The organism is Micromonospora sp. NBC_00362, assembly GCF_026342155.1.
GTDB lineage: Bacteria > Actinomycetota > Actinomycetes > Mycobacteriales > Micromonosporaceae > Micromonospora > Micromonospora hortensis.
Genome location: NZ_JAPENH010000001.1, coordinates 3,225,855 through 3,251,931, shown reverse-complemented (window position 1 = coordinate 3,251,931; position 26,077 = coordinate 3,225,855). Strand labels below are relative to the sequence as shown.

At 68.7% G+C, this 26,077-nt stretch carries 19 protein-coding genes and 1 pseudogene; 5 read left to right on the top strand and 15 right to left on the bottom strand.

From position 1 onward, the window contains the following. Positions 1–57 precede the first annotated feature (57 nt). Entirely contained in the window at positions 58–3,180 is a 3,123-nt protein-coding gene (locus tag OG992_RS14755; RefSeq protein ID WP_266303513.1) for a hypothetical protein, read from the bottom strand. A gap of 54 nt (positions 3,181–3,234) precedes the next feature. After that, positions 3,235–3,870 (bottom strand): TetR family transcriptional regulator, encoded by a 636-nt coding sequence (locus OG992_RS14750; RefSeq protein WP_266303512.1) that lies wholly within the window; start codon positions 3,868–3,870, stop codon positions 3,235–3,237. A 95-nt stretch (positions 3,871–3,965) separates the two neighbouring features. Between OG992_RS14750 and OG992_RS14745 the strand changes: the two genes are divergently transcribed. After that, complete coding sequence (locus tag OG992_RS14745) at positions 3,966–4,904, top strand: oxidoreductase (RefSeq protein WP_266303511.1); 939 nt, start codon at positions 3,966–3,968, stop codon at positions 4,902–4,904. Positions 4,905–4,978: 74 nt separating this feature from the next. Further along, positions 4,979–5,329, top strand: a complete 351-nt coding sequence (locus tag OG992_RS14740) for a DoxX family protein (RefSeq protein ID WP_238684737.1) — start codon at positions 4,979–4,981, stop codon at positions 5,327–5,329. A gap of 8 nt (positions 5,330–5,337) precedes the next feature. On the opposite strand, the gene OG992_RS14735 is transcribed toward OG992_RS14740, so the two are convergent. The 7 genes from OG992_RS14735 to OG992_RS14705 all read right to left on the bottom strand — a co-directional run bounded on the left by OG992_RS14735 (position 5,338) and on the right by OG992_RS14705 (position 13,160). Continuing rightward, positions 5,338–6,006 (bottom strand): ABC transporter ATP-binding protein, encoded by a 669-nt coding sequence (locus OG992_RS14735; protein ID WP_323181949.1) that lies wholly within the window; start codon positions 6,004–6,006, stop codon positions 5,338–5,340. A gap of 59 nt (positions 6,007–6,065) precedes the next feature. After that, complete coding sequence (locus OG992_RS14730; RefSeq protein WP_266303509.1) at positions 6,066–8,918, bottom strand: FtsX-like permease family protein; 2,853 nt, start codon at positions 8,916–8,918, stop codon at positions 6,066–6,068. A gap of 87 nt (positions 8,919–9,005) precedes the next feature. After that, positions 9,006–9,224, bottom strand: a complete 219-nt coding sequence (locus tag OG992_RS14725; RefSeq protein ID WP_210781026.1) for a hypothetical protein — start codon at positions 9,222–9,224, stop codon at positions 9,006–9,008. A 208-nt stretch (positions 9,225–9,432) separates the two neighbouring features. Beyond that, complete coding sequence (locus OG992_RS14720; protein WP_266303508.1) at positions 9,433–10,179, bottom strand: BTAD domain-containing putative transcriptional regulator; 747 nt, start codon at positions 10,177–10,179, stop codon at positions 9,433–9,435. Between the two features lie 20 nt (positions 10,180–10,199). Next, the gene (locus OG992_RS14715) at positions 10,200–11,993 is read right to left on the bottom strand and encodes an ABC transporter ATP-binding protein (RefSeq protein ID WP_266303507.1); all 1,794 of its coding nucleotides are present in this window, start codon (positions 11,991–11,993) and stop codon (positions 10,200–10,202) included. A 17-nt stretch (positions 11,994–12,010) separates the two neighbouring features. After that, positions 12,011–12,535, bottom strand: coding sequence for a TlpA disulfide reductase family protein (locus OG992_RS14710; RefSeq protein ID WP_266303506.1), 525 nt, complete (start codon positions 12,533–12,535; stop codon positions 12,011–12,013). A gap of 67 nt (positions 12,536–12,602) precedes the next feature. Next, positions 12,603–13,160, bottom strand: coding sequence for a MauE/DoxX family redox-associated membrane protein (locus OG992_RS14705; protein ID WP_266303505.1), 558 nt, complete (start codon positions 13,158–13,160; stop codon positions 12,603–12,605). Between the two features lie 119 nt (positions 13,161–13,279). On the opposite strand from OG992_RS14705, the gene OG992_RS14700 reads away from it, so the two are divergent. Then, positions 13,280–13,780, top strand: coding sequence for a S26 family signal peptidase (locus OG992_RS14700; protein WP_323181861.1), 501 nt, complete (start codon positions 13,280–13,282; stop codon positions 13,778–13,780). Between the two features lie 197 nt (positions 13,781–13,977). Beyond that, positions 13,978–16,962, top strand: coding sequence for a glycoside hydrolase family 3 protein (locus OG992_RS14695; protein ID WP_266303503.1), 2,985 nt, complete (start codon positions 13,978–13,980; stop codon positions 16,960–16,962). 51 nt (positions 16,963–17,013) lie between these two features. Here OG992_RS14695 and OG992_RS14690 read toward each other — a convergent pair whose 3' ends face one another. From OG992_RS14690 to OG992_RS14675, 4 genes and pseudogenes are all read right to left on the bottom strand, one after another. Next, complete coding sequence (locus tag OG992_RS14690) at positions 17,014–18,576, bottom strand: CotH kinase family protein (protein WP_266305206.1); 1,563 nt, start codon at positions 18,574–18,576, stop codon at positions 17,014–17,016. 129 nt (positions 18,577–18,705) lie between these two features. After that, positions 18,706–19,125: pseudogene (locus OG992_RS14685) on the bottom strand (chitobiase/beta-hexosaminidase C-terminal domain-containing protein); the annotation flags it as partial. Next, the gene (locus tag OG992_RS14680) at positions 19,122–19,943 is read right to left on the bottom strand and encodes a polyphosphate polymerase domain-containing protein (RefSeq protein ID WP_266303502.1); all 822 of its coding nucleotides are present in this window, start codon (positions 19,941–19,943) and stop codon (positions 19,122–19,124) included. The pseudogene OG992_RS14685 and the gene OG992_RS14680, both read right to left, overlap by 4 nt. Continuing rightward, entirely contained in the window at positions 19,940–20,542 is a 603-nt protein-coding gene (locus tag OG992_RS14675) for a DUF4956 domain-containing protein (RefSeq protein WP_091393400.1), read from the bottom strand. The genes OG992_RS14680 and OG992_RS14675 overlap by 4 nt, the downstream gene beginning before the upstream one ends. A 1,078-nt stretch (positions 20,543–21,620) precedes the next feature. On the opposite strand from OG992_RS14675, the gene OG992_RS14670 reads away from it, so the two are divergent. Next, complete coding sequence (locus tag OG992_RS14670) at positions 21,621–24,296, top strand: RICIN domain-containing protein (protein ID WP_238684728.1); 2,676 nt, start codon at positions 21,621–21,623, stop codon at positions 24,294–24,296. 43 nt (positions 24,297–24,339) lie between these two features. Here OG992_RS14670 and OG992_RS14665 read toward each other — a convergent pair whose 3' ends face one another. Further along, positions 24,340–25,530, bottom strand: a complete 1,191-nt coding sequence (locus OG992_RS14665) for a DUF1996 domain-containing protein (protein ID WP_266303501.1) — start codon at positions 25,528–25,530, stop codon at positions 24,340–24,342. A gap of 190 nt (positions 25,531–25,720) precedes the next feature. After that, positions 25,721–26,023 (bottom strand): amphi-Trp domain-containing protein, encoded by a 303-nt coding sequence (locus OG992_RS14660; protein WP_238684726.1) that lies wholly within the window; start codon positions 26,021–26,023, stop codon positions 25,721–25,723. Between the last annotated feature and the right edge of the window lie 54 nt (positions 26,024–26,077).

The window sequence follows — 26,077 nt, the reverse complement described above, 5'->3', positions numbered from 1 at the left end:
AACTGAACCTGACACCAAGCGTTGCCGGCGTCCGCAGACGCCGGCAACGCGAGTGGATCAGTTGGCGTGGGTCAGGCGCGTGGTGATGCGCAAGCCCAGAAGGGTGTCGTTCATCCACGGCACCCGCTCGCGGTGCAGGCCGGCGGTCATCTGGTCCGCCCAGACCTCGTACCGCTGCATCAGCGTGTTGGCGCGGGACCGCGCGCTGGTGATCAGACAGTCGCCCAGTGGGTCACCGGGCAGGTGGGACGAGTCGACAGCGGGCTCGCAGGGCACCTTGAGGCTGACCTGGTCGCGCAGCGGGCGGCTGGAGTCGGGCGAGCACGGCGTGGGCCCGCAGAGGGCGTAGTTCCCGCTCGCCCTGGCATAGGCGTTACCGATCTTGGCGTCCGTCGGCATGTTCACCGGGATCTGGTACTGCCCGAACAGGTTCGCGGACAACACGTCGTCCGAGTCGAGGGCGTTGGGCAGACCCAACCGGGTGTACGCCTGGAGCAGCCGCGCCGCCGTGTTCAGCTTCTTCAGGGCGGTGGGCACCGGCCCGCTGACCTGGGTGCTCTGGTCCCGTAGCCGGTCGTACATGGACTTCTGCCGTGCCTGGAGGAAACCGCGCAGGGTCGGCGTCAGCGTGGCGTCCAGCGCCGTGTTGTTCACGGCCGTCGCGCCGCCCTCGAAGGCGTACCGTCCGGACGGCCACTTCTGGGTCAGTCCCTGCTCGGGCGTGGTCTCGCTGTCACAGTTGAAGAACTCGCAGTCGACCTGGTAGACCTGCTCGTTCGGCCAGGTGTAGTCGGCGGTGCGCGAGTTCTGCCAGGCCGTGTTCGAGTTCAGCCGGAATCGGCTGTGGATCTGCAACCGCAGCTTGCCGTAGTGGCGGATCACCCCGCTGCCGTAGCCCGTCGTACGCGTGTAGACCCAGCTCGGCGTGTAGCAGTAGCCGACCTCGGGCAACTCCCGTACCCCGGCGGGCGGCTCGTCGTGGCGCGGTGTGTACGCGTACTGGATTGCCCGCACCATGTTCGACGTCAGCTCGTGGCGAACGTTGCTCGGCCGGTCGATCTGCCTGCTGCCCTCGCACGCGGGCACCGTCGCCTCGTCGGCCTTCGCCGGCGCCGCGGCGAGCGGCTTGTCGGTGTCCCAGAACAGGTCGTAGCTCTTGGGCGTCTTCACCTGTACGCCGTTGGCGTCCGGCTCGTAGCGGACCTGGACGTCGTTGGTCCGGAAGGCGGCCAGCGCTGTCGACAGCTCGTTGGTGGCGGCGACGTAGTCGTTGACCAGCCCGGTGATCAGGACGTTGGCGTTGCCGTTGACCGGCCGACCGAAGCTGGCCGCGAGGTCGGCGATCCGGGTGCCCTCCGCCTCGATCTGCGCCGCGCGGCCGGTGCTGACCTGGGCGGCGTACGTCGGGTTCTGCAGCATCAACATGGCGTACGCCTGCGCGCCGAGGTTCCACACCGTCGGGTTGCCGACCGGCGTCGACGGTTCGACCATCGAGGGGTCACGTCCGTTGGCGACCCGAGCCAGGTAGTTGATCGATCGGGCCTCGCCGAAGCTGTTGAGCACCGTGGTCGGGTCGACCGCCGGGTTGTCGGCGTCGGTCCGGGGCACCACGAACGCGGCGCCGCTGGCCAGCTGTGTCGAGGTCAGGTGGAACTCGTTTTCCGGGCCGACGAACTCGCCGTACGTCGGGATCGGTTGACCGAAGTTCTCCAGGTAGCCGACGTACCTGTTGATGTCGGCGCGGGCGTCGTGCAGTGTGGCGTCGCCGATCGCGGCCAGCACCGTGGCGGCGATGTCCTCCAGGCGCAGACCGAGCTGGGCGACCTGCTGCTGGACGAGGGTGATCTGCGCGGTGTTGCCGGCGATCGCGGCGTTCAACTTGTCGAACTGGGCCATCATGTTCGCGTACACCGTGTTGATCTGGGCCTCGACCCGCGCGAAGCTGGCCCGCATCTCGTCGCCGAGGGCCCGCACCTCGTCGCGGAGGGCCTTCACCTGGGCCAGGATCTGTGCGTCCAGCGACGGTCCGCTGCTGCCGAAGAGCCCGACGATCGACATCACCGCACCGAAGACGTTGCCGGTCATCGCCAACGTCGCGGTGCTGAAGATCGAGCCCGCGAGGCCGCGGCCGGTGATCGCCGCCGCGTACTTGGAGATCGCGCTGATCGTGGTGAGGACCGCCTCCCCGATCACCTTGGACTTCTTGCCGGCGGCGGGGTCGGCGAACCCGATGATGGTGGAGACCATGCCCACCCCGGCCTTGATGTCGGAGATCGTCTGCTGTCGAGCCTTGTCCCGGTCCTCGGCGGCCTTCTTGGCCGCCGCGGTGCACGCGGCGCTCGGCGGCCCCTCCGGCGGACACTTCTGGTTGTTCTCGCCGATCTCGAGGCGGATCTCCAGGCTCAGGCCGAGCAGCTCCGCGTGCAGGGAGGCCAGCTGCTGCTTGGCGGCCGCTACGTACGCCGTCGAATCGTCCCGCAGCGCCAGGATCGCGTCGAGGTCGACATGCGTTAGGCCGGGATCCTGCTGGAGCTCCTCGTAGGTGCTGGTGATGTCCACCCCGACCGGCTCACCGAGGACGGCGTTCCAGGCGGTGGCGACGGGCGCGCTGGCGGCCCCCGCCTGCCGGGTCGCGGACCACACCGCGGCGAGAGCGTCATCGCGGCCGCGCAGCCACTGGGCGGTCCGCAGCGCGCCGGAGGCGAGTTCCTCGCGGGTGTCCCACGGTTCGACAGTCTTGCCGATCACGGCCCCGACCAGGCCGGTGATCTCCGGCGAGGTCCGGGTGTCGCCGCCGGGCGCGCCGAGCAGGATGTCGACGGACTTGAGCAGCAGGTCCTGTTCGGGAAGCAGGAGGTCGAACGTGGTCAGCGACTCGTCGAGCACCTGGTGGCGTGTGGTGAGCTGGGCCTGCGCCTGTGCGGCTGTGGCGTTGGGGTGCAGCCGGTGCCACTGGACGAACTCGGCCGACAGCACGACGGTGGTGATCCGAGCGGCGCCCTGGAGATGGAGTTCGGCGACCTGGCCGAAGGCCCGGTCGGTGAGCGCTGCCTGAGGGACGGGGACGGGGACGGGATCGGCCGACGCGGGTTCGCCGAAGAGCACGCTTGCCGCCGTGACCGCGATCATCGCCAGCACGGCGGTCCCGCGCCTGGTGCGCGTGGAACGTTTGACTGTCATGCCGCGAACGTATTGAGCGCCCGGAAAGGGCGCTGAAACCGCGCTGACTCGCGCTCAGCCGGCGGCGGGTGACGCGGCGGGCGCGTCGAGGGCCGGTGCCACGACGGCGAACGCCTGGTCCATCAGCTCGGCCAGGTGCTGCTCGTCGTCGCCCGGCTGCCACCGCTGGAGCACGGTGTCGAGTGCCAGCAGTGCCATCCCGGCGGCCATCCGTGGGTAGGGGTCGGTGTGCGGGTCGAGGCGACGGCGGTTGGCTACCTCTGCGGCCAGCTCGGCGCGCCACTCGATCTGGCGTTCCAGCCAGCGGGCGTGCAGGGCGGGGGTGTCCAGGATCAGGCGGACGACGACCCGGGCTCGCTCGGAGTGCTCCGGGTGGTCGTTGCAGGCGGCGAGCGGCACCCAGAGAGCGTGGCGCAGCGCGACCGACGGTGGCTCGGCGGGCGGCCGGGCGGCGAGTTCGGTGATGATGTCTTCGCTGGTGTCGGCAAGGAACCGAACGACCACGTCCTCTTTCGACGCGAAGTAGCGGAAGAAGGTGCGTCGCGACATGCCGGCCGCCGCCACGATGTCGTCGACGGTCACCACGTCGAAACCCTTTGTGGCGAGCAGCATCAGGGCGGCGTCACGCAGCTCGTCGGCAACGAGCTGGCGTTTGCGGTCGGCCAGGCTGTTGTCCGCACGAGATCTCATCCGCCGATGCTACGTCACCTGCTGCCACACCATGCCCATGTTGGCATCTCGTGCACTTCTTGACACTGAGTGCCACAGATAGCACAGTGGGTCGCATGACCGTCAATGGCTGGTCCACCGAACGGATCCCCGACCTCAGTGGCCGTACCTTCGTCGTCACCGGTGCCACAGCGGGCCTGGGCCTGGCCACGACCAGGGCGCTCGCCGCTCGCGGTGCGCGCGTCGTGCTGGCCGTCCGCGACGAGGAGCGGGGTCGCCGGGTGGCGGCCGACATCACCGCGGCCCGACCCGGCGTCGACCTGGAAGTCCGGCGGATCGACCTCGCCGACCTCGACTCGGTCCGGACGTTCGCCGACGGGATGCACGCCGACCACCGTCGGGTGGACGTGCTGATCAACAACGCGGGGGTGATGGCAGTGCCGCGTACCCTCAGCCCGCAGGGTCACGAGATGCAGTTCGCCACCAACCACCTCGGGCACTTCGCACTCACCGGGCTCCTGCTCGACCTCCTGCTGGCCGGCCGGGATCCACGGGTGGTCACTGTCACCTCGGTCAACCACCGGCAGGCGAAGATGCGCTTCGCCGACCCGACCGGCGAGCGGGCCTACTCCCCGATGGGCTTCTACAACACGTCCAAGCTGGCCAACGCCATCTTCGGCTACGAGCTGCACCGGCGGCTCAGTGCCGTGGCGAGCCCGCTGGGCAGCTTCCTCGCCCACCCCGGCTACACCGCGACGAACTTGCAGACCAGTGCCACCACGCCGGTCTGGCGGCTGCTGCTGGGCCGGATCGGCAACCCACTCCTCGCCCAGCCGGTCGATCGCGGCGTCTGGTCGCAGCTGTTCGCCGCCACCGACCCCGGGGCGCAGCCGGGCCAACTCGTCGCCCCGGGTGGGCCGGGTGAACTGCGCGGTCACCCCGCGCCGGCGAAGCTCTCCACCGCCGCGACCGACCCCGAGCACGGCCGCCGTCTGTGGGAACTGTCCGAACAGGCCACCGGCGTACGGTTCGGCGCGCTGGGACAAACGAGCTGATCGCGGCGCATCCAGCCGTCACATTCCGCAGCGCCAGATCGTCCAGGGGGGCGAGCAACCACGACGGAGGAACAATGTTCGCTGCCTATGTCGCTGTCACCATTCTCGCGTCGGTCTTCACCGGCTTCGCCGCCGTCACCTACCTGATCGGCCACGACTATCCGAAGGCACAGGCGGACATGAAGCGCGTGCCACGGTCGTGGGTGCCGCGGTTGGGCGTGGCGCTGGCGGCAGGCTCGTTGGGGTTGCTGGCCGGCTTCGCCGTACCGCTGCTGGGCACCCTCGCGGCCGCTGGGCTGGTGCTGTATTTCATCGGCGCGCTCATCGCCCATCTGCGCGTCGGCTCCCGTCAGCTGGTGGGATGGGCCGTATTCTTCGTCACCGTGGTGGCCGCACTGGTGGTGAATGTGCTCCACCACTGGTGATCCGTCAGCTACGACGTCAGGCACCCGTCCCGCATCTGGACGGCTCGGTCGCAACGCGCGGCGATAGCGGCGTCATGGGTGGCCATGATGAGAGTCGTGCCCTGCTCGTCGCGCAGCCTCAGCAACAGGTCGACGATCGCGGTGCCGGTCTGACTGTCGAGATTGCCGGTGGGTTCGTCGGCCAGCAACAGGGCAGGTTGGTTGATCAGCGCGCGGGCGATGGCGACCCGTTGCTGCTGCCCCCCGGAGAGCCGCGACGGCAGGGCGGCGGCCCGGTCGGCGAGCCCCACCATCGCCAGCAGCTCATGGGCACGAGCGACCTTGTCGAAGTCGGTGCGGAACGGAATCAGGGGTGCCACGACGTTGTCCACTGCGGTGAGCGTGGGCAGCAGGTGGAACCGTTGGAACACGAAGCCGACCCGTCGCCGGTAGGCGGCCAACCCCCGGCCGGCCAAGCCGGTCACCTCCTGGCTGCCGACCTCGATGGTGCCACCGTCACTTCGTTCGATGGCACCGATGAGGTGCAGGAGCGTCGACTTGCCCGAGCCGCTCGGCCCGGTCAACGCGATCGCGGTGCCGGCGTCGATCGCCAGGCTGACGTCGTTCACAGCGACCAGCGGTGCGCCGTCGGGCAGCGGAAAGGACTTCCGTACCCGGGTGAGACACACCAGCGGCATGGTCACAGTGCTCGACGGCGCAGCTGACGTCTGTTCCATCGGACCTACTCCTTTGCCGCTCACCCCTCGGCGAGCAGGTGGGCGGTGGGCAGTCGGCGGAGCACGGCGATCGGCACCACCACGGACAGGGCGGAGACGGCGACGCCGAACACCAGGGCGGCTGCGGAACACCAGAGGATCGCAGCGGTGACGCCCCCGGCGAAGGCCGCCGCCGCGCCCAGGCCGGCAGCGGCGCCGAGCGTGCCGCCGATGGCACCCATGCCGATGGCCTCGATGATGACCAGCCGGTTCAGCATGGCGTCGGTCCAGCCGACGGCTGCGAACAGGGCGAACTCGGCGGCGCGCTCGGAGATGTTGAGATAGAGCACGTCAGCGACCGACACGATGCCCAGCACGATCGTGACCGCCACGGCGATGTGATCGACGGTGCGGGCCTGGAGGGTGACGGCATCACCGAGCAGGGTGCCGGTGATCGCACCACGGAACGCGAACGTGATCGCCAACAACATGGTCAGCGCGGCCACCCCGATCGTCAGACTCAGCGCGCCGAGCGCGGTCCGACCGGGGGTGCGGGCAAGGTTGGCCAGCGCGAGAGTGCCCAACCGGCGCGGCGCCTGCCGGCGGAGGGCGAAACCCGAGACGGCGGGCCTGATGATCTCGCCGGGATCCGGCCGGGCGGCCCGCCAGGCCGGCCAGCCGCCGGCGAGCAGGGCCAGGGCCACCGCCGCGGGTACGGCGAGCAGTGTGTGGCTCCACGCGATGTTCAGCCCGAGACCGAACGCGATCCCGAGCGCCAGCCCGGTGCCCGCGACGCCTGCGGCGAGGCCGATGCCGACGATCTCGATGAACATCAGTTGGAGGAGGTGCCGGCGGCCCCAGCCGAGGCAGGTGAGGATGCCGAACTCGGTGCGTCTGGCGCGGATGGCGGCGGTGTTGGCGTTGAGCACTGCCAGCGCGCACACCGCGAGCACCAGGAGGGACAGCAGTACGCTCTTGCGGTCGGCCGCGCGGACCAGCACGGACGCGACGCCCTTCTGGACCCAGGGCTCGGCCACGGCGAGGTCGGGCCGGCCGTAGTTGCCCGCCGGGTAGTGCACAGTCATCGCGGTGGGCGACGACCCCAGGGTGATGTCGACCTGGAGGCCGGTGCGTTGCGCGATCTCCTCGGCGATCACCCGTACCCGCTCCCGGGAGACCGGGTCGATGCCGACGTCTCCGGCCAGCCGAACTCGCACCACGCTGATCGGCGCGGTGGTGTTGAGCTGGTACTCCGGGTAGCTGGGCTCGGTGCTGTACGCGCCGGGGTCGAAGATGGCGGGCAGGGCCGCCATGGTGGTGAGCATCAACGGAGGTTGGCTGAGCAGGCCGGTGACGTTCGAATTCGGGGTCAGCCGTCGGCCGCCCAGTGCCTGCCGTGACGCTTCGTCGGCACCCTCGGCGCCCGGGTTGAAGTACGTGTCCATGGGCACCGCTGACAGCGCGCTGCCCAGCGAAACCTTGGCGGGGTCGAAGGTGCCCACCGCGCCCAGCGCGGCGTCGGGCATGCTCACGTCCCCCGGTTGCTCCTCGTAACCGTGCGCCAGGTTCCGATGGACGGCCACCTCGCTGCGCACGCTGGTGTCGGCGAACTCCATCGGCACGTGCCGGGACGACCCACCGTCGTCGGCGCCCTGACCCCAGATCTTCAGGTCGTAGGGATCTGGCTGGGCCCGCAGACCGTCCCCGGCCCGTACCCTCTTCGGCGGTCCGACGGTCCAGAACTGGTCGAGCCACCTGGTGTTCGACGTTGCCAGGTCGTATTCGACACCGAGGTCGTCGGGGCGGAGCATCCGGTCGAGCAGGTTCTGGTACGGCTCTTCGAACGACATCGCCCGTGTGGCGACCGGCGTGCCGGACTCGTTGACCAGAGCGGCGCGGAGCCGCTGGTCGTCGGCGGATCTCCGGACCAGCTCGGGCACGTCGGAGTTCAGGCGCTGCACTGTGACGTTGAGCGTCCTGTCGACCTGGGGTCGGTCCGCGACGAGGATCGGGAGCACCGAGTAGGGGTACGGCATTCCGTCCAGCCGCCGCGAGGCCGGCGCTTCGGCCGAGGTGAAGTATCGGCCCGAGGTGACGGCCTGGTCCAACCCGGCCAGCGTGGCCTCCGACTCCGGGTCGACCGCAGCCATCAGGAACGGCACCGTCCACGCCAACGTGACTGTCGGCCGCGTCGCCTTTCCCTCGCGATCCGTCGAGCCCATGCCGCCGACGCACGTCAACGACGATCGGGCTCGGAGGTCGGTCGGCGCGAGCCAGTCCTCAGCGGTGATGGCCGGAGCCGCTGGGCAGATCTTCACCCGGTGGCCGTCGGCGTCGACCTCCTCCGGCGGTGGCAGGCCCCCGCCGCTCTTCAGCTCGCTGTTCGGCACCACGTCCAGCCGGTTTCGCGTCGCGTAGAGGAACGCCGGCCCGTCCGGGATCTGGCTCAGCCCCGCGTCCGTCGCCCAGGTCGGCTGGACCCGCAACACCTGACGCTCGGCGGTCGGGTCAAGGTGTTCCGACAGGTCGACAGTCACGGGCACTGTGCGCATCACGTACCCGATCATCGCGACCGGTGCCGCCACCGACACCCCGCGCACCGCCTGGATCTCGCGCCACTGATCGTGGGTGATGCCGCCACGCATGCCCGCCAACTGGCCGGACTGGACCAGATTGCGCTCCTGCTCCAGCGGCAGCACCGCGTCCTGGGGGCGTACCAGGAGGTCGTAGACCGGGCGGTAGTTGGCGCTGACCGCGCCCACCGCATCCAGCCGGGAGGTCACAGCGGCCCCGGTGAGCACTGTGAACCCGGCTACCGCGACGGCGATCATCGAGAGCAGGGCCAGTGACCGGCGTAGTCGTACCCGCCATTGCGACGCGGCTATCCCCAGCATCGACGCACCGTGCCCCGCATCGTTGGTCCTCCAGCATGAGGCCGTCGGCCGGATGGTGACATCCGACCGACGGCCGCGAATCGACGATCAGCAGCAGCCCGTGGAGTAGCTCACGTAGGACGCGTTGCAGTCTCTCGCCGTGTTGGCGTAACAGCGGACCTGCCCCGCGACCACCTTGTTGTAGTAGTAGTAGCAGAACGGCCCTCCACACCCGACATAGGCGAGAGAGCAGACGTTGCACGCGGACGCCGTGGCCTTTGGCAGCAGCGTGGCCAATAGCTTGTCCGCCAGCTTGTTGATAATCATACGACCTCTCTCCTTCTCCGTCGGTACGACGGTTTGTCGACAGAGGTCACGATGTCATCGACCACTTACGATTCGCTAACGGTGCGCTAATGCCCCGGCGAGCGACTCCGGGTCGGCATCAGCACTGGTCACGGCCGCCCGACGCACGACGTCGGCGGCCAAGCCGCCGCCTCGTGTGGTGGTCGTCGGTGGCAGGTGGGCGACGGCGCTACCGCTGGCCGCTCGCGCGGATGATGCTGACCAACCGGCCGATTCGTTGACCGGGCGCGACGCCGAGGTCCCCGGCGAGGATCTCGCACAACTGGTCGTGGGCGGCCAGGGCGGACGCGACGTCACCACGCCTCATGTGTGCCTCGATGAGGTGCTCCCAGGCCCGTTCCCGGTACGGCCACCGGCGTACGAGCGGCTCCATCGCGTCGATGACGGAGTTGTTGTCGCCGAGGACGAGTTGCGCCTCGGCGAGGTCCTCCATGGCCCGCCACCGTCGCTCGTCCAGTGATGCCGCCACGACCGCCACCCCAGCGGACCGGGCATCGACGCAGGCGTCCCCCCGCCACAGCCGCAGTGCCGCGGAGAGGGCGGCGACCCGGCGTTCGGCACCTTCGGGGAGCCGAGCGCCGGCACCCCGTTGCGTCAGGTCGTCGAAACGGGCGAGGTCTGTCGACGCGAGGCGGGCGCACAGCAGGTAACCCGGTGGGCGAGTCTGCAGGATGTTCACGGCGTCCGGCCCGCCGAGCCGCACCAGGCTTCGCCGCAGGGAGCAGACGTGGCCCTGCAGCTTCGTCGTCGCCGTCGCCGGCGGGTGGTCGTCCCAGATCACCTCGATGAGACGGTTGACGGCGACCACCGAGCCCAGGTTGAAGGCGAGCGCCGCCAGCAGTGCTCGCCTGCCCAGGCCGCCGACGGCCATCGGCTGCCCGCCGACGGTTGCCTCGATCGGACCCAGCAGTGACACTCTGAGCAGGGTGTTAGCGTTCACATCGAGGTCCGAGTGGTGATCGCGTCGTCGTAACCGGATGCCTGGAGGTGGAACAACTCGGCATAGCGCCCTCCCGATGCCATCAGCTCGTCGTGGCTGCCCTGTTCGAGGATGCGGCCGGCGGCCAGCACGGCGATGCTGTCCGCCTCGCGGACGGTGTTGAGCCGGTGCGAGATGAGCAGGCTGGTGTGTGTGCGGCGCAGCGACATCAGCCGCTGGTTGATCTCGTGCTCGGTCGCCACGTCGAGACCTGACGACGGTTCGTCGAGGATCAACACGTCCGCGCCCTCCCTGAGCAGGGCTCTGGCCAGCGCCAGCCGCTGCCACTGCCCCCCGGACAGCACAACCCCCACCCCGGGCAGATCCCCGTCGCTGAAGGTTCGCGTCAGCATGGTGTCGTACCCGTTCGGAAGCGCAACCAGGGTGGCGTCCATGTCCGCCGTGGCGGCTGCTGCCCGTACGCGGGCCCGGTCGTCCAGCGCGCTGATGTCGCCGACAGCGATGTTGTCGTGGGCGGAGAACTCGTAGGTCATGAAGTCCTGGAATGTCGCCCCGAGACGGGCGCGGAGCGAAGCCGGGTCGATGGTGGTGATGTCGACGCCATCCCACCGGATGACGCCCTTGTTCGGGACGTGGAAGCCGCAGAGGAGCTTGACCACTGTCGACTTCCCGGCGCCGTTGTCGCCCACCAGGGCGAGGGACGAGCCGCAGGGGATCCGCAACGTGAGACCGCGCAGGACCCAGTCGTGCTCGGGGGCGTACCGGAACCAGACGTCGTCGAACTCCAGACCTCGCGTCAGTGGCGGCAGGGCGGGCAGCGGAACGGCACGTCGGGCCTCGCGGATCACCGCGGTGATGTCGACGTAATGGCCGAACACGATCAACGTCTCGCCGAGCATCGCGATCTGTCGGACCAGGCTCGACGCGGACATCTGCAACGCGGTCAGTGCCGCGATCACGAGCACGAGGTCGCCGACGGTGCCGTGTCCGTCGACCACCCGTGCGACGAAGACGGCCAGAGCGACCAGCGAGACGATGCCGGTCAGCGTCGCGAGGGCGCTGTCGACCCACAGGGCCAGTCGGTCCTGGTGACGTTCCTGTCCCTGTGCCGCGCGCAACTCGCGCAGCAGGCGGCCCTGGAAGAACTGGCCGAGCCCGAACAGCCGGATCTCCTTCGCGGCGCGCATGTCCAGCAGCAGTGCCGCGTAGAACGTCTGCCGGCGGAACATCGGTACGGTGCGTTCCATCATCGCCCCGCGCATCCGCGCCAACCGGATCTGGGCCACGAGAGTGGGCAGCACCGCCAGCATGACCAACGCGCTCACCAGGGGAGACCAGCGCACCAGCGTCACGCCGAAGGCGACGATGGTGATCATCTCCTGCCCGATGCCCAGGACCATGCTGTTGAGCTGGGTCGGCGCGAAGCGACTCGCCTCGTGGGCGAGCCGGAGCCGATCATGAAACTTGCTGTCCTCCAACTCGGTCAGCCGAGGGTGCGCCGACACCGCTGTGAACAGTTCCTGCTGCGTGCGTATCGTCACCCGGCGTTCCGCGTCCCGCTGTACGTACTGCGAGACGTGCAGGATGACTGGCGACACGATGGCCAGCGTGCCGAAACCGACGACACCGAGCCAGATCGTCGACGTGGCGTCGGCGGAGAGACCGTCGATGAGGGCTCGGGTGAACCAGGCGGTGGCTACCGCCGTCAGACCACCCACCACCATGATCACGACGCTCACCGCCGCCGCCCAGGGCGCGGCGCCGAAGTAGATCCCGAACGCGCGACGCATCAACGCTGCCGACCGCCTCATCGGCTGCCCAATACCTCGCTCAGGTCATGCCCGCGTGCCGCCAGTCGTCCGTCCGCGCCGAAGAGCACAAACGACGGAGTGCCCTGCACCTGGAAGGCGGCCATCACCGCGCTCGGGCTGTCGTCAATGACGAGGAGGCCGGCCTTCCGTAGCGTCGGGCCAAGCTCGTCGGTCATGCCCTCACCCACAGTGAGGAAGCTGACCACCCGTACGCCTGTGCCGCCGAACTCCTCGGCCCGGTCGGCCAGTTTCTCCGCCTGCGTGGGGCAGTGTCGGCATCCGGCGGAGAAGAACCCGATGAGGGTCGGGCTGCCCGCGAGGTCGGCGCTGGAGACCTGGCCGTCCGGTGACACGAACTCCGGCATGGTGGCGCCGACCGGCAGCCCCGAGGCGGGCGGCGAGTTCATCTCGATGAGTTTCGCCTCCGTCTCGCGTAGCCGCCTGATCACTGCGGCGCTCAGCGCGAGATCGACGAGGACGAGCGCCGCGAGTATGCCGACGGCGGTGGACAGAAATAGCACTGTGGGGCTCCTTGGATCGGGGCGTCGAAGCGCAGCGCACGAGAAGTGCGCGATCGATTGGAGAGATTCAGCGCGCGTGAGACGCTCCACGAAGGAGCCAGGTGAGGTCGTCAAGCCTGACCAGCGTCGTGACGATGAATCCCGCTAGGGAAAGAGCCAATATGAGGTGCGGCGGCTCTAGACTTCTGAGCGATATGGCGGGCAGGGTGATCGCGCCAAGAAGGGCGCCGGCGGCCGTGCTGGCGAGGAAAGCACTGCGAGCGACGTGCCGCCACGCAACGGGCGTGTCCGTCGGGCCGAAACAGTGGCACCCCGCCGTGGACCCTTGTCGGACGGCCCGCGCGAGCACGACGGTGAACGCGCCGAAGAGCAGCACGGCCGCGGCCAGGCCGATGACCGTGCCCTTGGGCCACAGGACAAGCGCCAGTACGGCAACCTCGGACGCGATCGATGCCACCGCCACCGGGCGGGACCAGGGCACGGGGGCGACCCGCAGTTGGGCAATGCCGTCGGCGAACGCGCGGAAACTCATTCGACTACGCACTTTTCCGATGACAGATATCGCAAGAACGCCGGCCAGCGTCAAAATGGACGCGACAACAGCGACACCCACATAGTCCCCCATTCCCCGTGGTGCCCATGTGCCGAGGTGCGAGTCGCACAGACCTCAAGAACCCCGGCTGGGAAACCCGAGATTATCGGCGTGCTTCGATGCTGTCAACGGGTTGATTTGCCGACGGAAAGATGAGAGTAATACCCCTCGAAGGGGGTCTTATGACCGACGAGTCACAATTCCTGCTCACCGTCCTGGGTGGGCTTGCCGCGCTCGCGGCACCCGTCGTCGGCGTTGCCCTGGCGCGCCAGCGGCTGATGATAGTCGATGTGATGGGTGACAGCATGGCCCCCACTCTGGCTCACGGCGACCGCCTCGTGGTGCGCCGAACGCGCCGACTCCGAGCCGGCGGCATCGTCGTCGCGCGCCATCAGGAGGGTGGTCCCCGGGATGTCGTCGCGGGTTCTCCCGCGTCCGGCTGGCTGGTCAAACGCCTCGTGGCGCTGCCGGGCGACGCCGTCCCGGACATGGTCGCCCCGGCCGTCGGCGCCGGGGTGCGGCAGGTGCCGGCCGGCATGGCGGTGCTGCTCGGCGAACATCCGGACAGCGTCGACTCGCGTCGGTGGGGATTCGTGCCGCTGAAAGACATCGAGGGCGTTTTGGTCAAGCGGCTGGGGTCCACCGGCCAGTAGGGCAAACAGGTATTGCCCAGTCATTGGCGTGCATCTATAGTTGCGCGGATCACAACAATCATGGCCGTGGTGACGCGGCCGGGTCGTCGAAGCGCTTCGACGATTCGTCGTTCAGGCCCGTCAGCCGGGTGTCGAGCCTGGTCACGCCGGCCTCGGCGCCCGACTGGGCGTCTGTCGTACGACATGAGGAGAACCGCATGCGGAACTGGCGCCTTCGGCGCGGAATCACCGCGCTCGCGCTCGCCCTGCTAGCCCTACCGGCCGTTCCCGGCACCGCGCTCGCCGAACCCACCTATCCGTTCCGAGATCCCCACCTGCCCGTGAACGTCCGGGTCGACGACCTGCTCGGCCGGCTCACCCAGGACGAGAAGATCTCCTGGCTGCACCAGTACCAGCCGGCCATTCCCCGGCTGGGCATCGGCCTGTTCAAGACCGGGACCGAGGCGCTGCACGGGGTGGCCTGGTCGACCGACATCGACAACAACGGCGCGGTGGTCAAGGCTCGCGGCACCGTCTTCCCACAGCCGGTGGGCATGGCGAGCACCTGGAACACCGACCTGATCCGGCAGGTCGGTTCGGCCGTCGGCGACGAGGCGCGCGGCTACCACGCGCAGAACCCCCGGGTCTGGGGGCTCAACCTGTGGGCGCCGGTGGTCAACCTGCTGCGCGACCCCCGGTGGGGCCGCAACGAGGAGGGCTACTCCGAGGACCCGCTGCTCACCGCCGAGATCTCCACCGCGTACGGCTCGGGAATGACCGGCGGTGACCCCAACCACCTGAAGAGCGCGCCGACCCTCAAGCACTACCTGGCCTACAACAACGAGGTCCGACGCGACGTGACCTCCTCGAACGTCCCGCCTCGGGTGCTCAACGAGTACGACCGCGCCGCCTTCAAGCCGGCCATCGCCGCCGACGCGGCGACCGGGATGATGGCCGCGTACAACCTGGTCAACGGCCGTCCGGCAACAGTGGACCCGGACCTGGCCACAGTGGTACGCGACTGGACCGACCAGCCGCTGATGAACGTCACCGACGCCTGGGCGCCGAACAACCTCGTCGCCTCGCAGGGGTACTACCCGACCCAGGCCGAGGGGAACGCCGCGATCATCAAGGCCGGCCTCAACAGCTTCATCACCGACGACACCAACGCGCAGCCCACCATCACCGCCATCAAGCAGGCCCTCGCCACCGGCCTGCTCACCGAGGCGGACATCGACGCCCGGATCCGCGAGATCCTGAACGTCCGGTTCCGGTTGGGTGAGTTCGACCCGGGCGGCGGCCGGTACGGCGGCATCACCCCGGATGTCATCAACAGCCCCGAACACCAGCGACTGGCCCGGCAGGCCGCCGGCGAGGCGATGGTGCTGCTGAAGAACGAGCGGCAGGCGCTACCGCTGAACCCGGCCCGGACCCGTAAGGTGGCGGTGCTCGGCCCGCTGGCCGACACCCTCTATTCGGACTGGTACGGCGGCGACCTGCCGTACCAGGTGACGGCGCTCGACGGCATCCGCGAGCGCCTGGGCAGCTCGGCCAGCGTGAGCGGGCTCGACGGGGCGGACCGGATCGCCCTGAAGGACGTGTCGACCGGCCGGTACGTCTCGGCCACCGGCACCACCGACGCCGACCGCGTCCTCGGAACCGGCGCCACCCCGGCGCTCGTCGCCCAGTTCGACGTCGTCGACTGGGGGCAGGACGTGGTGACGCTGCGCAACGCCGCCAACGGCCGCTACCTCGGCTACAACTGGGGGCCGTTCCTCACCCGGGACGAACAGCCGAACGGCTGGTACGTCCAGCAGCAGTTCAAGCTGGAGCCGCAGGCCGACGGCACCGTGGTGCTGCGCTACGTCGGCTACGAGACCAAGGAGAGCTGGTTCGGTGCCGACACGTACGTGACGATCGGCGACGACGGCGCCCTCAAGCTCGGCGCCTCGACCCCGACCGCCGCTACCCACTTCAGTCGCGAGCTGATCAGCAACGGAATCCACCGGGCCGTGGCGGCGGCCAAGGCGGCCGACACCGCAGTGCTGGTGGTCGGCAGCAACCCGTTCATCAACGGCCGCGAGGCACACGACCGGACCTCAACGGCGCTGAGCGCCGGCCAGGAGGCGCTGGTCAAGGCAGTGGCCAGGGCCAACCCGCGGACCGTTCTCGTGCTCCAGACCAGCTACCCGGTCACCATCCGATGGGAGCAGGAGCACGTACCGGCCATCGTCTGGACCACCCACGCGGGCGCGGAGACCGGTCACGCCGTCGCCGACGTCCTCTTCGGCGACCGCAACCCGTCCGGCCGGCTCACCCAGACCTGGTACCGCTCGGACTCGCAACTACCACCGGACCTGCTGGAGTACGACATCATCTCGTCCGGGCAGACCTACCTGTACAGCCGCGCGAAGCCGCTCTACCCGTTCGGCCACGGGCTGTCGTACACCCGGTTCCGGTACGGCCAGCTGCGTGCCGGTGCCCAGTCGGTGGCGGCCGACGGCACCATCACGGCCAGTGTCGACGTGACGAACGTCGGCAGCCGGACCGGGACCGAGGTCGTTCAGCTCTACACCCACCAGCGCACCTCACGGGACACCACCCCGATCCGCCAGCTCAAGGCGTTCCAACAGGTGAAACTCGCACCCGGGCAGACCCGTACGGTGACCCTGCGCCTGCCCGCCGCCGACCTGGCGCACTGGGACGTCACCCGCAGCAAGTGGGTGGTCGAGTCGTCGGTCCACGACCTGATGGTCGGGGCGTCCGTCGAGGACATCCGGGCCCGCGCCGCGGTCCGGGTCCGCGGTGAGACCATTCCGGCCCGCGACCTGTCCCGGCCCACCAGGGCGGAGAACTTCGACAGGTACGCGGGTGCCCGGCTCGTCGACGAGACGAAACCCAGCGGTACGGCGGTCGGTGCCACCGCCGCCGGTCAGTGGATCTCCTTCGACGGTTCCGCGCTGCGAGCCGACGCGCGCACCTTCACCGCGAAGGTCGCCAAGGCCGGAGCGGGCGTCGGCACGATCCAGATCCGGTTGGGGTCGCCCACCGGCCGGCTGCTCGGTACGGCCACAGTGCCCAGCACCGGTGACGACTACCGGTACGTCAGCACCAGCACCGAGTTGGCTCGGGCCGTCGGCACTCACGACGTGTACCTGGTGTTCGACTCCCCGCTGCGGCTGGCGGAATTCTCCATCAGGTGACCGAAGCCCCGGGCCGGGTCGAATGTCGACCCGGCCCGGGACGTTGGTTGGTCAGCTCGCCGTGCAGGTCAGCGTCGGTGTGCTGGGCGCGCCGGTGGACGAGCCGAGGAACCCGAACGCGGTGCTCGCGCCGACGCCGAGTGCCCCGTTGTAGGCGACGTTGCGGGCGGTGACCGTCGAGCCCTGGCTCGTGACTGTCGCGTTCCAGGCCTGGGCGACGCTCTGGCCACCGGTGAAGGTCCACGTCACGGTCCAGTTGCTGATCGCCGAGGTTCCGGCGGTGACCCGTACCTCGCCCTGGAAGCCGCCGGTCCACTGGCTGGTCACCGTGTACGTCGCGGTGCAGCCCGCCGCCGGCGGTGGTGTGGTGGGCGGTGGTGTGGTGGGCGGTGGTGTGGTCGGCGGTGGCGTGGTGGGCGGTGGCGTGGTGACGGACCCACCCCAGCCCGCGGTGGAGTCCAGCCAGGCGGCGCGTCGCAGCATCCAGTCCCGCATGACCTGGACCTGCCCCTGCCAGGTGGGCGAGGTCGGGGTGCGGAAGAAGCTGACCGTCGGCGCGGTCAGGTTGGGCCAGCGTTGGAAGTTGCGCTGAGCGGCGTTGGTCAGCGGGGCCGCGAGAGCATTGACCCGGGTCTGAAGCGCGGCGTCGGAGAGCAGGCCCCGTCGCAGCGTCTGCCAGCGCGATCGGGCCTGGTTGACGAACGCGGGGTCGCGCAGCAACTGGGCGAACCAGTCGTTGGCCGACGGTTGCCGGGTCTGCTGGTGCTGCCAGCCCGACACCTGGTCGTTGGCGAAGAATCCACCGACGCCGAAGCTGAGGTCGAAGTCCCACAGCGGACCCGCGAAGATCTTGCTGTCCCGGTCCTTGTAGAAGTGTGAGCTGCGGACGTAGGCGTCCATCTCCCGGCTCAACTCGTTGACGATCATGAGGTTGATGAACGAGTCGACGTCGATGTACTTGCGGTAGCCCGTGGTCGGGTCGGCGAAGTTCGACGAGTGCAACACGTCGTTGAACTCCTGGAGGTGACCGCGCAGCCAGTCCCGTTGCTGCGGTTGCAGGGGCGACGGGTCGGCGACTTCGAGGTAGTTCCAGCAGGTGGCCGCCGGCCCGGTGCACGGCAACGTCGGCTCCTCGGCCGCCATCCACTCGAATTTCCAGATGTACCCGCCCTGGATCTTCGGCAGTGTCACGTCGTCGGCGTCCAACTGCTTCAGGTCGAGGCGGTCCTTGGAGTTCTTGATCGTCTCCATCAACATGTAGACGCCCATGTAGTCGCTGGCACCCACCGGTGCGGCGTCCGCGTTGAGGTAGAACTCGGCGAACGCGTAGCGCGGGGCGGGCAGCCCCATCTCGCGCCCGAGGTCGTAGACGAGCGCCTCACGGATCAGCGCCTTGTCGGGGAACGGGCCGCGCAACACCCAGTCCGAGTCGGCGGGCATGCCCAGCACCGGGTGGTCGGCGTCGTCGTCCTCGTTGTCCCAGAACTCGACGCGGAACGGCGTCTTCTCGAACGTCGCCGACGAGTTGCCGCGCAGCCGGAATCCCGCGCGGGTGCTGAGTGTCGGGGCGGCCGCCAACGATGTGGTGCCGCCGCCCGTCGGTTCGAAGATCATTGTGGTGGCGTCGAAGTACTCACGGTCGGGCCGACCAGCGCCGTACGAGTCGATCAGCACTACCGGCAGGTCGTGGGCGGTGGTGACGTTCTGGGCGGCGTACATGGCGGTGCCGGGCGCACCGGTCGGTGTCTGGCCGACGAACGCCTGAGCCCGCAACTGGGTGGTGCGGGTGAAGCGCAGCGCCGAGCCCGAATAGAGCGACGACTGGGCGGTCGGCGGCTGCCCGTTGGTGGTGTAGCGGATCTGGGCGCCGCTGACGGTGCTGCTCAGCGTCACCGCCACCTCCCCCTGGAAGGTGCCGCTGGGCACCGAGAAGGTGATGTCGCCGACCAGGTCGTCTGCCACGGCCGGTGCGGCGGCGGCATCGGCGGCCGGGGCGCCGGCGAGCAGTTCGGTGACCGGTTGGGCGGCCTGGACAGCGGAGACGGGTTCGGCGCCGGCCGGTGGCGAGGACACCACGAGGAGGCCTGCGACGAACACGGCGGTGGCGGCGATCCCGGCGGCACGAAGGGCCGCCACCGGAAGACCGGTGTTGCGGGTGGTCATGCGCACGATGCCTCCTGTTCTGATCGGGTCGGAACTGTCAACTCCAGGAGCGCCGAGGACGGGTCGGCGCGGAAATGGCGGCGTAACGTCCGTCGCCACGGCACGTCTGGAAGGTCCACGCGCAGGGCCGCGAGACCGGTGGCGTACTTCGAGATGCGTACGGGACGGGTCCCGCGTTGCCACAGCGCGCGGTCGACCAGAGAGGGGGCCGAGCTGGTCTTGGTCTCGACCACGGCGATGCCGGGCAGTCGCAGTGTGCGGTCACCGTCCTGCCAGGTGAGCCCGGTGTCGATGGTGACCCGGCTCGCGGTCGCGGGGAGCAGCAGAGTGGAGCGACGGTAGCTGGTGACCAGCATCGGCTCCAGCGGGCTGCCGGTGAGATTGGACAGAATCGACTCCCGGTCAAGCACCTCGTCGACGAACCCGCGCCCGGACCGGACGGTGCGGCGGTCCTCGGCCAGATACGGCAGTCGGTGCTTGGTGACCCGTCCGCGTGCTCCGCTGATCTTCACTTCGAGCCAGCACTGGGCGGAGTCGAGGTAGGTCCGGGTCCGTACCTTGAAGCGCCTGCGCCGCCGGTACGCGGCGCAGTGGTAGCTGGCCAGGCAGGGCGTGTCGAAGTACACCGACTCGTACCGGAAGCTGCGCTCACCATCGATGTCCAGCACCCGGGCGTACGGGCTGAGCTGGTCCAGCAGGTACGGCAATTCGCCCACCGTCAGGACGTACTTGCGGTCCACCCTGCACTGCAGCGCTGCCCTGTCGATCACCTCGGCCAGTGCGATCGGCGTCAGCGTCGCCAGCGGTGGCGCGCTCATCGGAGCGCCCCGGCCCGTACCGACTTGCTGGTGCCGGCCGCCGCGCTGCGCCGGGCGACCGAGTACCGGACGTCGACCACAGTGGTCTCGTTGACCATGTCGAGCCGCTGGACGATGGCGTTGTGCACCCGGGCGTTGAGCAGCTGCTCCAGCTGGGCGACGAGAGCGACGTGATCGGTGACGGCGGAGTCGAGCACCATGATCTGGTGCCGGTAGTGCCGGAGCAGTCGTCGGTGATCGCCGACGAACATCACCGCGACGATGAGTGCCATCAGGCCTCCGCTGAGCCAGACCGAGGTGGTGCTGAGTGCGCCGAGAATGCCCAGTGCGAGAGCGGAGAAGTAGTACGCGACCTCGTGCTGGTCGAGCTCCGTCGACCGGAGTCGGATGATGGAGAGCACTCCGAACAGCGCCAGCCCCAGCCCGAGCCCGGCACCGACGTCGCTGGCGCTCAGCGCGCTCGCCACCGCGAGGACACCGACGTTGACCCCTAGATAGGCGACGACCAGGTCGCGTCGGCGGTGCCGGGGGAAGTAGAGCCCGAAGACGAGCAGCGCCACCGCGCAGATGTCGATCGCGAACAGGACGAGCTGCGACATCGCTGGGGTTCCTCCTGGTTCACGCCGGAGCGGACCGACGCCAGACCGCCGTCGCTGCGTGGCGACCTGCGGAAGGTGGCCGGACCTCCGGGCTACTTTTCGGTAAACTTTCGGTATTTCGTTGGTGACTGTAAGCAGAACATCAATACAAGTCAATGTGTGATCCGTGTGCACCGGCAGGTCCCCGGGCCGGCTGGCGAGGGTGTGGTGCGTCTGACGTGGGCACGCCCGGGACGCCACCCCGGCTCGCGCGGTCGCCGAAACTTTCGGAGCCTTTCGGGTCGCGCGGCCTCTTTATTGATCGAGTCCTGGGAGTGGGTTGATCGTCGGTCCGGCCGGGGGTCGCTGAGCCCTCTCGCGACCGCTCGGGTCGGCGGGGGCCTAGTACCTGCGGGCGCCTATGGAGCTGATGCCGTAAACGAATCAGGCAAGGGGTCGGTGGTGTGCCCGGCGTCGGGTCCGGTTGGCCTTCCCCGGGCCCGGTCAAGACGAACCGTGCGGGCGAACCGCCTGGCGGCAATGTCGTGGGGATCGCGTGGGGGCCGTGTCGCTGGAGCGGTTCGAGGGGTCGGCTGTCGGTGATGTCGTAGGCGATTCAGCTCCAAAGGGGGACCGGACCAACGGTGTCCCCCGGTCCGGCGTCCCCTGGGGGGCTGTGGTTGCTCGCGACGTTCAGCGCCCTGCGCTGCGGTGCGCAGGCCGAGGCCGCCGTCCAGTTGTCGATCGCCGAGGTGCGTGCGAGTGGTCGCGGGCCTCCACGACGAGCCTCGCGTCGTCCCTGCGGATTCGTCGGACGACGTAGGCAGGGGTGTATGGCCGGCGTGGTTGATCTGCCCGATCCGACGGCATTTCTGCATAGACGCCCTCCAATTGCCGGTTGCATTGGTCAGACGTGTGACCTACGCTCCCAGTAAGAATTTCGGGGCGGTTAACAAAGAGTGCGGTCGGGGCGACGGAAGTCCCCGCCGGCCCTTAGTGGCGTCGCTGTTCCGTACTCGTCGCTCGATACGCACTTTGGGCACCACATCGACGACCAGTGAGAGGAACAGACGTGAAGTCAGCCATATCCACCGCTCGAATGTCAGTGTTGGCGGTGGCGGCGCTTGTCGCCGCCACACTGCCGGCAGTGCTGACAAACCAACTACCGGCCTCGGCCGCAGTCCAGGCGACCTACTATGTCGCCCCGGACGGTAACGACGCCAATCCGGGGACCATTCAATCGCCGTTCAAGACGGTTGAACGCGCGCGGGACGTGGTTCGCACCATCAATTCAACGATGAGCGGCGACATCAACGTGTATCTCCGCGGCGGGAGATATCCGGTCACCAGCACCGTCGAGTTCGGCGCCAGCGACTCCGGAAACAACGGGTTCCGGGTCGCCTACGCCGCCTATCCCGGCGAGACGCCGGTCCTCGACGGCGGCGTCCCGGTGACCGGGTGGAGCCAGCACAGCGGCAACATCTGGAAGGCGCCGCTCGATCGCGCCAACAAGCTGCGGGCGCTCTACGTCAATGACAAGCGCGCGTTCATGGCGTCGAAGACGATCAGCTCGGCGGGCTGCTACGGGACGTACAACATCACTGCCAACCAGGCCGCGTGGGCCTGGGAGTCAGGTTCGCAGTGCGACGGCGCGAAATACAGCCTGAACGATTTCCCTGCCGTCGCCCGCAACCAGGACGACATCGAGATCGAGACCGGAACGACCTGGACCACGGCCATCGTGGGCGTCCGCCAGGTGACCACGAGTTCCGACGGCGCCAACCGGGTGGCCCTCTTCCAGCAACCCGGTGCGGCCATCGCCCAGGGTTCGTTCAACGGCAACGCCCAGGTCGGTGGCACGCACAAGCTCATGAACGCCTACGAGTTCCTGGACGCCCCCGGCGAGTTCTTCTTCGACAAGGGCAGCCGGACGCTCTACTACTACAAGGCCAGCGCCGAGAACATGTCGACAGCGACGGTCTACGCGCCGAACAACGTCTCCACAGTGCTGCGGGTCGCCGGCACCTCGACGAGCAGCCACGCGCGCAACATCACGTTCTCCGGCCTGACGGTGCAGCACTCCGACTGGAACCTGGTCAACGTCGCAGGCTCGGTCCTCAAGCAGGCCCAGCAGGGCAATCTGAGCGCGAACGTGTACGCCAAGGGCAACTTCCACGTCTACCACTACCGCAACGTCGACGTGGTTCCCGGCATCGTCCAGGTGCAGAACGCCGACGGGATCCTCCTGCAACGCAACCGGGTCCAACACACCGGTGCCGACGGGATCAGCATGGTCAACGACGTGCAGGGCACACAGTTGATCGGCAACCACACCAACGACATTGCCGGGTCCGCGATCCTCGTGGGCCATCCGCAGCACGTCTACATCGGGGACGGCACGTCGACCAACCGCGAGAAGTACTCCGCGTCGGTCGAGGGACTACCGAAGAACATCGACATCAAGAACAACTACCTCTACGACAGCGCGGTCCTGTTCAACGGGCACAGCCCCATCTCCGCGTACTTCGTCGACACCCTCACCATCCAGCGCAACCGGATCGAGAAGACCCCATGGTCGGGCATCACGCTCGGCTGGGGCTGGTGGAACTTCGACGGATCGTCGGGCTCGATCGTGCCGAACCGGCCGACCACCACGGCGAGAAACAACACCATCAGCTACAACCACATCATTGACACCGTGCAGCGTCTCAGCGACACGGGCCCCATCTACACGCTCGGAAGCCAGCCCGGGACCACCATCACCAACAACTATCTGCAGGGTGTGCCGTCGGGCCACAAGTACGGACTGCACCCGGATGAGGGATCAGCCTTCATCACGTTCCGCGACAACGTCCTGAGTATCGACAAGAACGTCACCTGGATGATCAACTCGGACGACTTCGGGCGGAAGCACGATCTGAGCATCACGCAGATCTACGGCCCGATCAACAAGGTCTCGAACAAGAATCTGCCGAACAGCACGGTCGCCGACATCCTCGTCTCCTCCGACTATGTCTGGCCCGCTGCGGCGTACGGTATCGCCGCGAATTCCGGCCTTGAGGACGCGTACCGGGACATCGTCCCGGCGAGCACCTTCTCCGCGCCGAACTACGTGCTGCCCGCCAGCACCTTCGTCACCAGTGCCACGGCGTCGATCCCGATCCGCAGCACCGGCGACGCCACCAAGTCGGTCTGGCTGGCGCCGTCCGGCACGACCACCTTCACCGCCGGGGCGACGATGACCAGGGCCGCCGGCAACGCCACGTCCATCGCCGTGCCGGCCACCCAGGGCGAGTACCGGCTGTACGTCGTCGACGCTCAGGGCAACCGGTCGGCGGAGTCGACCTTCATCGTCCGGCAGCAGCAGGGCGGTGGCAGCGGCACGGGGAGCGGGCAGCTCGTGGGTGGCCAGTCCGGCCGCTGTGTCGAGGTGCCGAACTCCTCGACCACCAACGGCACCCAGACCCAACTCTGGGACTGCTCCACGGGCGCCAACCAGCGGTGGGCCCAGACCGCCAGCAAGCAACTGACCGTGTACGGCAACAAGTGCCTGGACGCCTCCGGGGCGGGCACTGCCAACGGCACCGCGGTCATCATCTGGGACTGCCACGGTGGGCTCAACCAGCAGTGGAACGTCAACAGCAACGGCACCGTGACGAACGCCCAGTCGGGGCTCTGCCTCGACGCCAACGGTGCCGCCACCGCCAACGGCACGAAGCTCATCCTCTGGTCCTGTAACGGCGGCACGAACCAGCGGTGGACGCTGCGTAGCTGACCGACCCGACCCCGGGGCCAGGCCGACACGGGCCTGGCCCCGGCTATTTCTGGTAGCCGTAGTTGTCGCAGGTCCGGCGTCCCTGGACACAGTTCTTCGTGCGCTTGTTCATGGTGTCGACGTCCCACATCACGAACGCGTCGCCGTGCATCGACGAGGCGCTCTTGCCCTCCTTGTCGGAGGACAGGTAGTAGCCGGCCGGGGTGCCCTTGGCCGGGTACTGGATGTCGAAGGTGATCGCCGGGATCCGGACCGGGTGACTGGTCGGGCAGGAGTTGCCGCTGCCGTACGCCACATGGTCCTTGTGGTTGGGGCTGTCCAGGTGCTTGCCGTCCCAGCAGTCGGGGAACTGCATCATGAAGTGCAGCGTCGCGTCGCCCCCGCAGATGGGCCAGTTGCCGTTGGTGCTGCGGGCGATGCCGTCGAGGTCACCGGGGCCGTAGAAGGCACAGTAGAACTGGCCGGTCGCGCCGCGCGGGGTCGGCTTCTTCTTCTTGGCGTCGCCGGAGATCATGCGCAGGCCGTTGGGCATCGGCATCTGGCCTGTCGAGTTCTTGGCGAGCGAGCGGTAGTAGACCCGGAACCCGGTGGTCTCGACCGGCTTTCCCGTGGCGTTGTCGTAGAGCGTGGGCACCCAGTAGGCGGAGTGGTCCTGGACGGGCTTGCAGGAGGTGGCAGTGAACTTCGTCAGGTCGCCGGCGACGGTGTTCGCGTCGACGGCCTTGTTGCCGACGAACGAGTGCATGTGTGACGCGCCCGGTAGGCCGGGCGCGACGATCGGGTCGTCCGGTAGCCGGTGGCTGTACTGGCAGTCCGCCCGGAACTCCGGGAGGTTGCCCACTCCGGACGGGACGGGGTCGACCTTCAACGCCCGGTACGCGTCGGCCTGCGCCTTCCAGGTAGCCCGGTCGACCGGAATCCAGCCGGTCGCCGGGACCTTCGGCGCGGCAGCGGTCGACGGTGCCGCGCCGGTCGACGGGGTCGTGGAGGCCGACGGCGTCGTGGAGGTCGACACCGCCACGCCGGGCGACGCCGGCTGCCCGGCCGGTGGTGACGGGTATTCGAGGGCGTTGGCCGCGTTCGACGGCTTGGGCTGCGCCGCGCCGTTGCCCAGGTACACGCCCCCGGCCGCGATGACGAGTACGGCCGCCGCGCCGACGGCCACGCCGAGCCTGTTGCGGCCGAGCCAGCCAGGAACGCGATGACGGGGCGGCTGCGGGCTTTCGTAGGACACGGGGTCTCTCCCAACGAGTGGACGCCAGGATGACCCGAACGGCCACGGCCGCCGAATGGTAGGCGCTTGCGGCTCGCGCTCGGAAGGTCTTTAAACCTTCCTTAAAGTACGCGGCCTGGCCGCGTACGTGGGCACTGTCCGCCGGATCCGACGGACGGCGCCCACGCCCGATCTCGGGTCGGCGACGTCGCTAGGGGGCGGCGTGCGGCGTGGTGTCGGCCGGCTCGGCGGCCTCGTCGTCCTTCGAGGGCTCCTCCTCGTCCGCCACCTTGACGCGCGCGGGCTCGGTCCAGGAGAACTCGATCTCGACGGACACCTCCGTCTCGCTCTCTCGCTCGATCTCCAGCTCGCACCGCACCGTGTCCGCGACCGTCACCGCACCCGCCGCGCCGTAGAAGAGCCGCCCGTCAGACTCCAGCTGGTTCGCCAGTTGGCGCAGCCAGGCGGCCAGGTCGGAGCGTGACACCGTACGGGAGTCCTCATAGATATCCATGCCGGCCATGCTCGCACTCCACAAAGGACGACGTGTGCAGGGCTTCGGCCTCGA

Coding starts and splice junctions, on each gene's coding strand:
- OG992_RS14755 (WP_266303513.1), bottom strand. CDS start 3,180: ATGACAGTCAAACGTTCCACGCGCACCAGGCGCGGGACCGCCGTGCTG.
- OG992_RS14660 (WP_238684726.1), bottom strand. CDS start 26,023: ATGGATATCTATGAGGACTCCCGTACGGTGTCACGCTCCGACCTGGCC.
- OG992_RS14735 (WP_323181949.1), bottom strand. CDS start 6,006: ATGCCGCTGGTGTGTCTCACCCGGGTACGGAAGTCCTTTCCGCTGCCC.
- OG992_RS14680 (WP_266303502.1), bottom strand. CDS start 19,943: ATGAGCGCGCCACCGCTGGCGACGCTGACGCCGATCGCACTGGCCGAG.
- OG992_RS14705 (WP_266303505.1), bottom strand. CDS start 13,160: ATGGGGGACTATGTGGGTGTCGCTGTTGTCGCGTCCATTTTGACGCTG.
- OG992_RS14690 (WP_266305206.1), bottom strand. CDS start 18,576: ATGATCTTCGAACCGACGGGCGGCGGCACCACATCGTTGGCGGCCGCC.
- OG992_RS14725 (WP_210781026.1), bottom strand. CDS start 9,224: ATGATTATCAACAAGCTGGCGGACAAGCTATTGGCCACGCTGCTGCCA.
- OG992_RS14670 (WP_238684728.1), top strand. CDS start 21,621: ATGTCAGTGTTGGCGGTGGCGGCGCTTGTCGCCGCCACACTGCCGGCA.
- OG992_RS14675 (WP_091393400.1), bottom strand. CDS start 20,542: ATGTCGCAGCTCGTCCTGTTCGCGATCGACATCTGCGCGGTGGCGCTG.
- OG992_RS14745 (WP_266303511.1), top strand. CDS start 3,966: ATGACCGTCAATGGCTGGTCCACCGAACGGATCCCCGACCTCAGTGGC.
- OG992_RS14740 (WP_238684737.1), top strand. CDS start 4,979: ATGTTCGCTGCCTATGTCGCTGTCACCATTCTCGCGTCGGTCTTCACC.
- OG992_RS14730 (WP_266303509.1), bottom strand. CDS start 8,918: ATGCTGGGGATAGCCGCGTCGCAATGGCGGGTACGACTACGCCGGTCA.
- OG992_RS14700 (WP_323181861.1), top strand. CDS start 13,280: ATGAGAGTAATACCCCTCGAAGGGGGTCTTATGACCGACGAGTCACAA.
- OG992_RS14715 (WP_266303507.1), bottom strand. CDS start 11,993: ATGCGTCGCGCGTTCGGGATCTACTTCGGCGCCGCGCCCTGGGCGGCG.
- OG992_RS14750 (WP_266303512.1), bottom strand. CDS start 3,870: ATGAGATCTCGTGCGGACAACAGCCTGGCCGACCGCAAACGCCAGCTC.
- OG992_RS14695 (WP_266303503.1), top strand. CDS start 13,978: ATGCGGAACTGGCGCCTTCGGCGCGGAATCACCGCGCTCGCGCTCGCC.